General features: G+C 58.6%; 6 protein-coding genes and 1 pseudogene. 5 read left to right on the top strand and 2 right to left on the bottom strand.

The features are described from left to right. Positions 1-101 precede the first annotated feature (101 nt). Complete coding sequence (locus EIY71_RS25505; RefSeq protein ID WP_134023591.1) at positions 102-1,013, top strand: SDR family oxidoreductase; 912 nt, start codon at positions 102-104, stop codon at positions 1,011-1,013. 44 nt (positions 1,014-1,057) lie between these two features. Here EIY71_RS25505 and EIY71_RS25500 read toward each other — a convergent pair whose 3' ends face one another. Both EIY71_RS25500 and EIY71_RS25495 read right to left on the bottom strand, forming a co-directional pair. After that, positions 1,058-1,318, bottom strand: coding sequence for a hypothetical protein (locus EIY71_RS25500; RefSeq protein WP_007957240.1), 261 nt, complete (start codon positions 1,316-1,318; stop codon positions 1,058-1,060). Then, positions 1,315-3,486 (bottom strand): S-type pyocin domain-containing protein, encoded by a 2,172-nt coding sequence (locus tag EIY71_RS25495; RefSeq protein ID WP_256584329.1) that lies wholly within the window; start codon positions 3,484-3,486, stop codon positions 1,315-1,317. Before EIY71_RS25495 ends, EIY71_RS25500 begins: the two co-directional genes overlap by 4 nt. Positions 3,487-4,195: 709 nt before the next feature. On the opposite strand from EIY71_RS25495, the gene EIY71_RS25490 reads away from it, so the two are divergent. The 4 genes and pseudogenes from EIY71_RS25490 (at position 4,196) to EIY71_RS25475 (ending at position 13,676) form a co-directional block, all read left to right on the top strand. After that, a complete protein-coding gene (locus EIY71_RS25490) occupies positions 4,196-5,989 on the top strand; it encodes a DUF1302 domain-containing protein (RefSeq protein ID WP_085746956.1) in 1,794 nt (597 codons plus the stop codon). 23 nt (positions 5,990-6,012) lie between these two features. After that, positions 6,013-7,380 carry a DUF1329 domain-containing protein gene (locus tag EIY71_RS25485; protein ID WP_085746957.1) on the top strand — a complete coding sequence of 456 codons (1,368 nt, stop codon included), beginning with the start codon at positions 6,013-6,015 and terminating at the stop codon, positions 7,378-7,380. Positions 7,381-7,519: 139 nt separating this feature from the next. Continuing rightward, positions 7,520-10,065: pseudogene (locus EIY71_RS25480) on the top strand (LuxR C-terminal-related transcriptional regulator). 161 nt (positions 10,066-10,226) lie between these two features. Beyond that, on the top strand, positions 10,227-13,676 hold the full coding sequence (locus EIY71_RS25475) for a dermonecrotic toxin domain-containing protein (protein WP_134023589.1): 3,450 nt from the start codon (positions 10,227-10,229) through the stop codon (positions 13,674-13,676). The last annotated feature ends 3 nt before the right edge of the window (positions 13,677-13,679 follow it).

The following is a 13,679-nucleotide window of genomic DNA, read 5'->3' as shown; positions in this document are numbered from 1 at the left end:
CTTATCGCGCACCATTCAGCCCCTGCCGTGTTCGTTGTGACCGCACGCTCTGTGCCTGACACTCAGGGACACTGTCCCTCAGGTCTGCTGGAGTTGCCCCGATGAATGATTCTGTGCGTTTCGAAGATAAAGTCGTGATCGTCACCGGAGCCGGTGGTGGCCTCGGACGCGCTCATGCTTTGCTGTTCGCCAGACAGGGCGCCAAAGTGCTGGTCAACGACCTCGGCGGTTCGACCCAAGGCGAAGGCGCCAACGCTTCGGCTGCCGACCGCGTGGTGGCGGAAATCCGCGAGGCCGGCGGTATCGCCGAAGCCAACCATGACTCGGTCACCGACGGCGACAAACTGGTGCAGAATGCGCTCGATGTGTTCGGCCGTGTCGATGTGGTGGTCAACAACGCCGGGATCCTGCGCGACAAGACTTTCCACAAGATGGAGGACGCCGACTGGGATCTGGTCTATCGCGTCCACGTCGAAGGCGCTTACAAGGTGACCCGCGCCGCGTGGCCACACATGCGTGAGCAGAACTATGGGCGAGTGATTTTCACCGCCTCGACTTCGGGCATCTACGGCAACTTCGGCCAGTCCAACTACGGCATGGCCAAACTCGGCCTCTACGGCCTGACCCGTACCTTGGCCATCGAAGGTCGCAAGAACAACATCCTGGTCAACGCCATCGCCCCCACCGGCGGCACGCGCATGACCGAAGGCCTGATCCCGCCGCAAGTGTTCGAACAACTCAAACCGGAGCTGGTCAGCCCGCTGGTGGTGTACCTGGCCAGCGAACAATGCCAGGAAACTTCCGGCCTGTTCGAAGTCGGCGGCGGCTGGATGGGCAAGGTGCGCTGGGAGCGCAGCCTGGGTGCCGGGTTCGATCCTCGCGTCGGGTTTTCCCCGGAAGACGTCGCGGCGCACTGGCAGCAGATCTGTGATTTCGAAGGCGCGGCGCATCCGAAGGACAACATCGAAGCGCTGAAGGAAATGATGGGGAATCTGCAGAAGTATTCGTTGTAACCTGAAGTGGCCACTAGGTGAGAGCCTGGTGGCCGATTTGCCGATCAGGTGTATCTGTTTTCGATCATGAATTTTGGTGGGGACCAGTTCGGGCCTTTGATCGCCAGGCCGTGCTCTCCGAGAGCAAGTACCCCGGCGGCGAAGAGGCGGGAGTAGGCGTTTTCGAGTGCGCCATACTCTTTGAGGATGTCACGGTTATAGAGTCTGATCATCCTGTCCAGATGTGGATTTGCTTTGATCAACGCGAACACTGCAACGATGTCATCAAGGGACTCGTTTTTTACGATTTGTTCGACAGTATTCATTTCCACATCTCCTTCAACAACCTTTGGTATTCGAGTTCCACTTGTTCTGCGTCGGCGGCCAGCGCTTCAGGTGTGTACAGCAGCGAAGCATCGTCTTTGAGTTTGAAGTCTTCCAGCGTTGCTGTGTGAACATTGTTCCACACAGGAGAGTTCGGATCAGGTCGTTCGTTATCCCCATATCCCAAGGCTCTGAATCTTTCTAGCTCTCTCAACTCATGAGTGTAGAAGCGCTTGTCTGTATCCGTTATCTCAAGCTCTCCGCTGATGATTTTTTCCAGGCGATCAATCATTACCTTATTGGCGGCCGATTCAGGAAATCTTGAGATGTGTAGTCGCACAGTGCTTGCTCCTTCTGATGTTGCAGTTACAGGGGACCATTCCAAGTCAAGAATTGGTCCACCTGTTTCCTCGGGGTTAAACGCGCGGCCACTGTGCTCGCCACCTTCAACGCCTCCCTCATAGGGACTGCTGAAAACCACATACAACGGCGACAATCCGGACTCAGTTGGAAAGACCGTGATAAACCCGCCAAACCCATACCGATCCAGCTCGGGAAACGGATCGATCCGTCCCTCGTCTGGAACAACTTCAGCACCGTCGTAGACCGGAGGATCGTTATCGGCCAGCGGCAGGTGGGTCGAGGTATCTTGTGGCTGTACCAACGGCGTCCAGGTCAGCGTGGGGCCGTTGGTGTCGCTGGCGGTGGAAACGTAGACGTTTTTACTGGCGTCGAAGCGAGCGGCTCTCACGGGAACAGGGGCGGGGACTGTCACTCCGTCCGTCGTGACTACGACGAATTCGACTTTGTCGCCGATCGTCGACGAGCCCAGCCTGACCGGCAGATCGACTGTTCCCCCGACGGCCGCCACGTGATGAAGATCTTCATTCAGATCCGGTGCGAGGTCTGACAAGGGAACGCTGGCCGAATACAGGTCGCTGTTCCCTAGTTTTGAAGGGGCGAGCAACGCCGCGAACCCGACGATCACCGGTGCGGCAGCAGTGGAGATGGCAGCCAGCGCCAAAGAAACCGCCGTTTGCAGCGAAGTTCTGAGCGCCAGAGTCGTGGCCAGGTTGTTGCCAAAAACGCCGAGCGGGCCGGTAAAGGTGGGACCCAAAGCGGCCATCGAACCCGCATTGGCAAAGAGCGGAGGTTGTCCGGTTTTGGCGTTTTCGGCTTGCCGTTGCGCCTGCTCCCTGGCGATCTTGCGTGCTTTTTTTCGCTGTTTCTTTTGTGCTTTTCTCAGCGCTTTCTGCTGCTTTTCCCGACGTGTTTTTTCAGCCAGTTGCCGGCGTTCCTCTTCGCGGCGCTGAACTTCGGCTTGCGCTTGCAGGCGTGCCTGCTCGGCGGCGACTTGTCGCGCAGCGGCTGCGGCGGCGATTTGTGCCAGCTCATCCGCCAGCCTTTGCGCCTCGAGCAGCGCTGCAACGCGCGCCTGTTCACGCGCCTGAATTTCCTGCTGTTCTTTTTGCCGACGCGCAGTTTCTGCCAGTGCTGCGAGTCGTGCCTGTTCATTGATGCGCGCCAGTTCGGCCGCCGCTCTTTGCGCTTGCTGTTCAGCCGCTATTCGCTCTTGATCATTGGCCTGCACGGCGGCCAGCCATTTTTGTACTCCGACCTGTTGCTGGTTAAGTATGGCGATGGATTGCGTCAGCAAGATCGCTTCGTGGGCGGCTCTGTACGAGGTCGCCCAAGCCTGCATGGCAAGACCACGAGGCCTGACGTTGCTATCCATGTTCTGCGCTTGTCGATAAAAAACATGGAAGTCCTTATTGAGTGGCGTCTCCCCAAAAAAATGGTTAACAAGAATATTTTTTTGATGAAGTTGAGCGGTCTTTCTAGCAATAAGTGTGTGGCGTACTCCTAGCTCTCGAGTGATTGCTTGCGCGGGAGGAAGCGGATGGGTATTGCCTTCCAGACGTGTTGCGGCGAGTTCCTGCTCAATCGATTGCACCAGTTGTTGGTTCTGAGATTGAAAGTCCTGTTCAATCTTTAGTTTCGCAGCAGTGAACTCCCGCGAACTGGCTACAACGTTATGTGGGATGCCAAACGTGCCGCTATGGGGCAGAACAGGGGATGTCCCGCGAATGATGGGAGTGTTTGGCGGTGCAATTGCTGTCGTATGGACAGCCTCTGTTAATACAAAGGGTGGAGGTTTCTGCATATTCATATCCTTTTGAATGTGCGTGTTGGCTCACTGGCAAAATGGTGCTGTTGAAAGCGGCGCCTGTGTCGCCAGCGAATGTTTGAGGTGCTTCAAGTTACAACAAAACTCTGGTTACAAAATCCGAGAGCTCCGTAAGTAATGGTGTTTCGTTTTGAAAGAGGGTTCCTGGGTTTTCAACGTTCAGGTCATATTTCTTTGGTGCAAGAGGAAATGTCCGACATTGTTTTCGAAGTTGTTCGAAAGATAGGGCGTTCGGCTTTTCAGCAGGCATAAAAAAGGCCGCTGCAAACGCAGCGGCCAAGGTAAGACGTTGGATCAAGGAGCTACAAATCAACGTCAGTGAACACCGGGGCGATGGATCGAAAAACGCTTCGATCGATCAGAAATCATTGCCAACGACTCGGTCGTGGACTTCGTGCTTACTGGCGGTCTGCCGTGAAAGCCCGCTCAGAATAAGGGCTGGCGCCTCAGGGAAAAATAGCGATTCCGGACATGCACTGTTACGGGGCATGTAACAGTGGCGCGCACCGGGGTCGTCATTATCCGTTGCGTTGATAGTGATCCATCCAGCCTGTTCATGGCGGGCGCAAAGCCTTGCTGCAGGCGGGGATTCATCCTTTTGAGCGACAGTGTGAATACCTCCTTGGTGCGCTTATCGTCCCTGCGTGGCGGCAGTAGGGTGGGGTCTTCTGTCACTCACCGGGGAAGACGCATGACAAAAACAACAATGCGCGCCATCTTCACACCGCACGCGCTTGCCGCTGCGGTGGCCTTGGGTTGCTGTGCCCAGGCGCACGCGGTCGCTTTCAATATCGGGGAAATCGAAGGCACCTTCGATTCGTCGCTGTCGGTCGGTGCGAGCTGGGGCATGCGCGATGCCGACAAGTCGCTGGTGGGGACTGTCAACGGCGGGACCGGCCAGTCTTCCACCGGTGATGACGGGCGTTTGAACTTCAAGAAGGGCGAGACCTTTTCCAAGATCTTCAAAGGCATCCACGACCTCGAACTGAAGTACGGCGACACCGGTGTGTTCGTGCGCGGCAAGTACTGGTACGACTTCGAACTCAAGGACGAAGACCGCGAGTTCAAACAGATCAGTGACAAGGGTCGCAAAGAAGGCGCGAAGTCTTCCGGCGCGCAGATTCTTGATGCGTTCGTCTATCACAACTACTCCATCGCCGACCTGCCGGGCACCGTGCGTGCCGGTAAGCAAGTAGTGAGCTGGGGCGAAAGTACCTTCATCGGCAACTCGATCAACAGCATCAACCCGATCGACGTCTCGGCGTTTCGCCGGCCAGGTGCGGAGATCAAGGAAGGGCTGATTCCGGTGAACATGCTGTTCGCCTCTCAGGGGCTCACCGACCAACTGACGGTCGAAGGCTTCTATCAACTGGAATGGGATCAGACCGTCCTCGACAACTGCGGCACCTTCTTCGGTGTCGACGTGGCGGCGGACGGTTGCAACAACGGTTACACCGTCGGCAGCCCGGCGATCGCCCCGTTGGCGCCGCTGGCGGCAGCCTTTGGCCAGCCGATCCAGGTGACCCGCGAAGGCGTGATCGTGCCCCGTGGCGGCGACCGCGATGCGCGGGATTCCGGGCAATGGGGCACGGCGTTGCGCTGGCTCGGCGATGACACCGAGTACGGCCTCTACTTCATGAACTATCACAGCCGCACGCCGACGGTTGGCACCAGCACCGCCGGCCTGTCGACCCTCGCGGCCTTGCCGGGCATGGTCGGGATCGCCAACCGGCTGGCGCCCGGCAGTGGATCGGGACTGGCGCAAAGCGTGATGCTCGGGCGTGGTCAGTACTACCTCGAATACCCGGAAGACATCCGCTTGTATGGCGCGAGTTTCTCTACCACGCTGCCGACCGGCACCGCCTGGACCGGCGAGATCAGCTACCGCCCCAACGCGCCGGTGCAGGTCAACACCAATGACCTGACCCTTGCGCTGCTCAATCCGATTGCCGGCGGTGCCGCGTCGCCGCTGGTTACCTCGCCGGGTGCTGACAACAAGGGCTACCGACGCAAGGAAGTGACCCAGATCCAGAGCACGCTGACGCACTTTTTCGATCAGGTCTGGGGCGCTCAGCGTCTGACCCTGGTCGGCGAAGCGGCGGTGGTGCGGGTCGGTGGCCTGGAGTCGCGCAGCAAACTGCGTTACGGCCGTGACTCGGTCTACGGCCAGTACGGTTTCGGCGGTGACACCGACGGTTTCGTCACCTCCACCTCCTGGGGGTATCGCGCCCGGGCGATCCTCGATTACGCCAACGTGATCGGCGGGATCAACCTCAAGCCCAACCTGTCCTGGTCCCACGACGTCGCCGGTTATGGCCCCAACGGTCTGTTCAACGAAGGCGCCAAGGCCGTCAGCGTCGGGGTCGATGCCGACTACCGCAACACCTATACCGCGAGCCTGAGTTACACCGATTTTTTCGGCGGTGACTACAACACCCTCGAAGACCGTGACTTCGTGGCCCTGAGCTTCGGTGTGAACTTCTGATCTGCCCGAGAAGGATGAATGCAATGCGCAAGATGATTCTGCAATGCGGTGTCCTGGCCCTGAGCCTCCTGGCCGCCAATGTGATCGCGGCGGTGTCGCCGGACGAAGCCAACAAGCTTGGCACCAGCCTCACGCCGCTGGGCGCTGAGAAGGCCGGCAACGCCGACGGCTCGATTCCGGCCTGGACCGGCGGTATCCCGAAAAACGCCGGTGCGGTCGACGGCAAGGGCTTTCTGGCTGACCCGTTCGCCAGTGAAAAACCGCTGTTCACCATCACCGCCGCCAACGTCGACAAGTACAAGGACAAACTGTCCGACGGCCAGGTGGCGATGTTCAAGCGCTACCCCGAGACGTACAAGATCCCGGTCTACCCGACCCATCGCACCGTGGCCGTGCCGCCGGAAATCTACGAATCGGCCAAACGCAGCGCGCTGAACGTCACCAGCATCAACGACGGCAACGGACTGGCCAATTTCACCGGTAACCGCTACTACGCGTTCCCCATTCCCAAAAATGGCGTCGAGGTGTTGTGGAACCACATCACCCGTTATCACGGCGGCAACCTGCGGCGGATCATCACGCAGGTGACCCCGCAAACCAATGGCAGCTACACGCCGATCCGCTTTGAAGAAGAGATCGCCGTGCCGCAACTGATGAAGGATCTCGATCCGGAAAAAGCCGCCAACGTTCTGACTTTCTTCAAACAGTCGGTGACAGCGCCGGCGCGTCTGGCCGGTAACGTGCTGCTGGTGCACGAGACCCTCGATCAGGTGAAGGAACCTCGCCTGGCATGGATCTACAACGCCGGGCAGCGCCGGGTGCGGCGTGCGCCGCAGGTCGCCTATGACGGGCCGGGCACCGCTGCCGACGGCCTGCGCACCTCGGACAACTTCGACATGTTTTCCGGCGCGCCGGACCGCTACGACTGGAAACTGATCGGCAAGAAAGAAATGTACATTCCGTACAACAGCTACAAGCTCGACTCGCCGAGTCTCAAGTACGACGACATCGTCAAGGCGGGGCACATCAACCAGGACCTGACCCGCTATGAACTGCACCGGGTCTGGGAAGTGGTCGGCACGGTGAAACCGAACGAGCGGCACATCTACGCCAAGCGCCACATGTACATCGACGAGGACAGCTGGCAAGTGGCGCTGGCCGATCACTACGACGGTCGCGGGCAGCTGTGGCGAGTGGCCGAGGGACACGCGCAGTACTACTACGATCACCAGGCCCAGGCCTACACCCTCGAAGCGCTCTACGACATCATCGCCGGCCGCTACATTGCCCTGGGGATGAAGAACGAAGAGAAGCACAGCTTCGAATTCGGCTTCGAAGCCAAGGCCGCCGACTACACCCCGTCGGCCCTGCGCGCCGAGGGCGTGAGGTAAGGGTTTCGATACATTGGCAAGGCAAAAGGCGACCATACGGTCGCCTTTTTTATGGGCGCCAATCAGCGTACTGAATACTCGTCAACAAGCACCGGGGAGAGGACTAGGGTGAGCGTACAACGATAAAAAGGCGTACCCGATGACCGCCATGACCCACGCTCCGGATCGTCCGGGATTCTTGCCCAGACTCTCGGCTCATCATCTTCCACGTCCACGTCTGACTGCATCATTGCTGGAGTCCTCGGCACGGGTCCGGCTGATCTGCGCACCGGCCGGCAGTGGCAAGAGCACGCTGTTCACCGAATGCCTGTTGCAGGCGCCCCTCGAATGCACGGTGTGCTGGCTGCCGCTGGCGGGCATGTCGATAAGTGTCGCGGCATTTTGCGAGCGACTGGCGCAGGCATTCGGGCTGGCAGCGGCGGATGAGTCGTCGTTGCTAAATGAACTGGCGCGCCGGTCCTCGCCGGTCTGGGTGTTTCTCGACGATTACTGCCGTGTTGAAGACCCGGCGCTGGATGCGCTCCTCGACCGCCTGCTGGCGCTTGCCAGCCCTGCCGTCACCTGGTGGATCGGCCCCGTCGGCGCCCGCAATGCAACTGGCCGCGCCTGCTGCTCGATGATGCCTTGTACGAGTGCGAACGCGCGGCGCTGGCGTTGAGTCGTGGCGAGATCGCGCAATTGTTGCGGCACCTTCCGCCAGCCCAGGCCGACGACGTAGCCGGGCGAATCCTCCAGCGCAGCGGTGGGTGGTGCGCCGGGGTGCGGATCCTGTTGATGCAAAAATGCGACTGGTCGCAAAAGACCTTGCCGCAGCAACGCATGGACACCTTGCTGGACTATCTGCAACACGAACTGTTCAGTGGTTTGAGCCCGGAGCTGGCAGAGGCCTGGCGGGTGTTGGCACATTTGCCGCGGTTCAACGCCAGTCTGTGCGATCACCTGTTCGGTGCCGGCGAAGGGGCGCAGTGGATGCGCACGCTGCAAACGCTCGGGTGTTTTATCGAACCCTGGCAAGGATCGCCGGACTGGTTGCAGGTGTGCGCTCCGCTATCGCGTCTGATGCGCGACGAACCCTGGTCGGCCGGACGTTCCTGGCATCGCAGGGCCTGCCAATGGTTTGCTGCCGGGCAGCATTGGAAATGCGCCTTCGAACAGGCGTTGCTGGCCGAAGAGTACGAGGTCGCGGTGAGCCTGCTGCAGCACTTCAGCTTCGAGCACCTGTTCGAGGAGCAGACTGTTGTGTTGCTACTGCGTCTCTACGAGCAGCGCGGCGAGGAATTGCTGCTGGGTTCGGCGCAACTGGTCGGGCTGATCACGGCAGCGCTGCTGTTCGCCGGACGATTTACTCAAGCGGCGGATTGCATCGGGCAACTGTCGCGTTTTTTACCGCCACCGTCAGCTGGACAGCAAAGGCAATTGATCGCCCGCTGGCAGGCTCAGCAAGGCTGGCTGTTGCATTTGCAGGGGCACATGGACGAGGCGCGCGAGCATTTCGAACAGGCCTTGAACGATCTTTCGCCGCAGGCCTGGGCGGCGCGTCTTTTGTGCCTGTCGGGCCGCACTCAGCAGGCGTTGCTGTGCGGTGATCTGGAGCTGGCTCATTCGATCAATCGTGAAGCGCTGTGCCTGGCCCGGGCTGAGGGTTCATTGCTGTTCGAAGCGTTGCTGGAACTGGATCACGCCCAACTGCTGGAGCAACGGGGCGCGTCGGCTCGTGCCGAAGATTTGCTGGCCAATCTTTGCGACATGCTCGGCTTGTCTGTCGAGCGGCCGACGCCGTTGCTGGGCCGTATTGCCCTGCGTCGCGGGCGGTTGGCGCTGAGCATGGGACAGCAGGATCGGGCCGCCGGATTCTTTCAACAAGGGCTCGACGATTGCCTGTGCAGCTTTGACAAGCGGGTGCTTTATGGCTTTTTGGGGCAGGCGCAACTGGCCGCCGATCAGGGCGATTACCCGCAGGCGTTCATGCGTCTGCGTGATGCCGAGCGGCTCATGCAGCAGCGGCAGATTCCGGACACGGTCTATCGCGGCGTTCTGCTGCAGCTCAGCAGTGAATTCTGGCTGCAACAAGGGCGGCCAGAACTGGCTCGCGAAGCGTTGAGTCGAGTGCTCAGGCATTATCGTGGCCCGCGGGCACGGCAGGCGCCGCCGGCAACGCTGGAACTGATTCCGCGTATCGAGTGTTTGCTGATTCTGGCCGAGACCCGTTTGGGGCAGACGCAGCAGCCCGTGCTGCGATTGCAGTCTCTGCTCGAGCAGGCTCGGTCTTGCCGGATGATTGTTCTGGAAACCGAGTTGCTGCTGGCAATGAGCGAGGTGGCATCAATTCTCAATGATCGGGAATCTGCCCGGCAGTATTTCGACAAGGGCCGCATGCTGGCCTGCCAGTTCAACTTGCAGTGCCTGGTCATGAAGTTCGATGATGCCGCGACGGTTATTCGATCTGAATCATTATCCGGACATCAGTTTTCTGAAAGTGGCGAGAGTGAAAATTCATTAAGTTTGAGAGAGTCGCAAGTGTTGGGGTTGATTGCGGCGGGAAGTTCCAATAAACAAATAGCGGACAAGTTGTTCATCTCGTTGCATACCGTTAAAACTCATGTCCGGCGGATTCATGCAAAGTTGGGCGTCGAACGCCGTACGCATGCCGTGGCGCGCGCGAGAATGCTGGGTTTGTGTTGTTAATCGTCATTTAATCAGTGTGTTGGTTTTTTTTAAGTTTGATCCTTTAAATGTCTTGCAAAGGATAGTGGGTGTTTTTGTTGGTTTTACTCCGGTTAAGTTGTTTGCACAGGTTGGGCGATGTTTTGTCGTCCTGTTAATACGTGTAATAACGGAGTTTTATCATGAGCGCAGTGGAAAGTTTCTCGGCGGAAAAGCATCTGAATAAAATCAATCAGAACAGGGACGACCTGGAAGGTTTACTGGGGGCGCTACCGTCGTTCAAATCGCTTTTACAGGATCTGGTGTTAAAGGAACTTCAACAGTTATCGCCGGATATCTATATCAGCAAAACGTACATTACCGCCCAGCGTCCAGGGATTGTGAATCCGCAACCGACCGGGTTGTTGATGGACGTGTTCATGCAGTGCCTGATGTCCGGTAATGCGCCCGTCTATGACGCCAGTCTGTACGGCGTCTTCGATTGGCCTGACTCCACGGATGAAGAGGACCGGATTCACGGGCTGGATGTGGTCGCCGTCGGTTCCTTGATCGGTAATGTGCTGGGGGCGCTGGCGCAGAAATACACACCTTTGCTGGCGCAATACTGGGCTGCTTCTTCGGGGAAGGACGACAAGGGGCGTGAGCTGGCTTCGCGCCGGCGTCAGTTGCAGGATGTCCTTGCAGCGCTGTTCTGGCAGGAATTGGGTGCGACGGTGCAGATGCAAGGCGTTCGGCCGGAGGTAGAGGAAAGCTATGCCGTTTTTATCAAGGGCACATCTTTGACTCCGGCCTACAGTCTTTCACTGCAACTGGAAAATGGTCGATTCGCAACGCTGGCCGGCTGCTTTGTCACCTACCTCACGGGGCGCTCTATCCCCGAACTGGTTCTGGACGATGACGAATGGGTAGTGCTCTACACCTCCGTGAACGGCCTGGAAACGTTCCGCACCGCCGCCTTGATGCATCAAGCGTTGCAGCAACGCCTGGGCAATGCAGAAACCCGGGCACAACTGCTCAGGAGCGTTTCACAGGAAGATGCCGAGCAGGTCGGCAGCGTTCCGGATATCCGTTACCTGAACATTCAAGGCGAAATCTTCCAGACCCTCACCGCCCAGCTTCTTGAAAAACAACAACGCGACGTTGCTTACCATCTTCGCCGGTTACAGGCGCCGGGCGGGGATCGGCCTGCTCTCGTGCGTTCGGTCGAGAGCGCCCTTCAGCAGCAGGCGGTCATCGACGCTGCCCGGGGGCGGGTCGCCAGACTACTGGCCCTGATGAACCGAAACGCCCGGCCGCAATGGTTGAAGGATGCCACCGCCAACCATCAGGAAATGTTCGCCTCTCTGGAAAAGGAACTGCTCAGGGGGCAGGTGTGCCTGCATGAGGCCATGGAAGGGGTATCTTCTTTTCAGGACTACGTGCGCGGTGTTGTCGAAACCCACATCAGCGCGGGCGATACCCGGCGAGTGGACCCTGATACTGTCTGGGTGACAGTGCAACATTCGTTGCGCATGGGCACTCGGCGTATCGAACATGTCGAGCGTAAAACCCTGACGCAGTTGTTCATGTACGGCGTGCATGACACGGCGGCTCCCTACACGATCAAGCTCGAAGCCTTTCACAACAATCCGCGACTGACGGCTTCCAGTATCGAACTCGCCATCCGCCAGTTTGATCTGCGTGTGCAATATGCCAGTGAGCGCAATCAGCGATTCGCACAGGCGCGGATCCGCGAAGCCATGCGCGAAGTCCTGGGGAAGGAAATTGCGCTCAGCCACTTCGCCGCCGTCCTGCAAAAACACATCGGCCCGCAAGCACAGAACATGGTGCAGCGGTATCTGTATGGCGACCCGGGAGTCGAAGCGTTTGGCGTTGCGTTTCGTCAGCGCTACAGGCCGTTCAGGGACATGATTGCGTTTCGTGCAAGGGGAGCTGCGCCAGACCGTCAATTACATGTGCTGTATGCGCCGGGTGCCCAGACCGGGCAACAGTGGTACGAATTCTCCGATCTGACGGGGTTGAAGCGCCAGTTCATCTCTTGGGGATTCGAGCCACGTGATCGTGAATTCCTGACCGGTCAGGCTTTCAGCAAGGACCGCGCAGCTTTCGTGAAAGACGAGCTCTCTTATGACGAACCGGGCCCTGTGTTTCAGCCATGGTGGTGGGGCGGTGTCACCCTGGTGGAGTGGAACCGGGGGCACGAAGACGGGCCGCTGATGGGGGCCATTCATGAAATCATCGATTGGGAAATTGCCGAGGAACAGGTGGCTACTCCTGCCTGGTACAGGAGTGCGGCGGCGCGCGATCGCGAGATGCTTACCCGATTGAACACGGATTTCAGGGCGCTCTACGAACTCTCGAAAGAGGAGCTTAATATCCCCACGTTGGTTTCTTTTTCACGAGACCAGGTGATGGAACGGTTGAACAGCCATCTGCGTCGTTCTGACCCGAACCATCCGTTGATCGATCCTGATCGCGTTGATGTCAAGGTGAAAGGGCAGGACTGGATGACGCTCACCCATCTCTTCATTCAATGGCAGCTTTGGCCAGACGATGATCAGGTGGCATTCGTCTCCAGGGAAGGTTCTTCACTGGGCGGTCTGAATGCGACGGTCGTCAAATCGTTGATCGGTTTGCGGCCGGGCATGATGTATGAGTGGCATCTGGTCGACCGTTTCGCCAACGGCGCGTCGCTGGATCTCAAGGCGAAACTGTTCTGCAAGCTCAAGCAGAACGAAATGCTCAGGGCGGCATTGACCCAGAAGATGCAGGGCTCTTTGTCCGCCGAACAGTTCAACTGGCTGGCGGGACTGGTCGACGGGCTCGATCATGACCGTCCTCATGAACTGGATCCGTTCAAGCCGGGCACTACCCCGCAGGACGGTATCTACACGCTGGTTCTTGAAGGGCGACGCATCGAGGGCGCTTATACGTTTGGACGCCGGGTGGCAGGGAAACTGCAGCTGCTGGTCTATGTTCCGAAGGCTCCGGATGGCATGAGTTTCCGTCCGCTGGAGTCCTTGACACTGGGGCTCAAGGACGCCGACCTGGGAAATCACGTTATTGCACTGACCAGGCTCGAACACAGGAGTGTCGTACAGAACTTTGTCATTCGCTGCCAGAACGCGTCAGGCGCTCTCCCAACCCCGGCGTTGAACAACAGTTCTGTCGTGACCCATTTCAAGTTCGAATTCGACAGCATGATTTCCCGTGTGCTCAGCGACGTTGACTATCAAACCACCACACCTGCCGAGCGTTTCTGGAACACGGTCATGGTGATCACCGAGCTTGCGGTGGATATCGTCTCGCTGTTTGTCCCGCCGGTGGGATTGGTGAACAGCATCGTGCGCATCACACGGTCGATCGTCCAGGGCATCGTTGCCTACAGCCTGGGGGATGACGAAGCCGGCAAGAACCATCTCGCCTCGGCCTGGAGAAGCTCCATTCTCCTGTATGTGGGGATTGTGGCTGGCGTTGGCGGATCTGTTTCGGCGGTGGGGCTGCTGTCGCGAGTCAAGGATATTTCCGAGATCGTATCGACCGCGACCGGGGTGCCAGTGGGCATTGGTTATGTCACCGCCGTGGCTTCTCCCTATGTGATCGCGGACAGTAAAACCCGAATCATCGGCTGACCC

Origin of the sequence: Pseudomonas sp. CH235, assembly GCF_004368175.1 — a bacterium.
GTDB classification, from domain to species: domain Bacteria; phylum Pseudomonadota; class Gammaproteobacteria; order Pseudomonadales; family Pseudomonadaceae; genus Aquipseudomonas; species Aquipseudomonas paraglycinae.
Note: the sequence above shows the minus strand (reverse complement) of the source record. Positions and strands in the feature narration are given on the sequence as shown.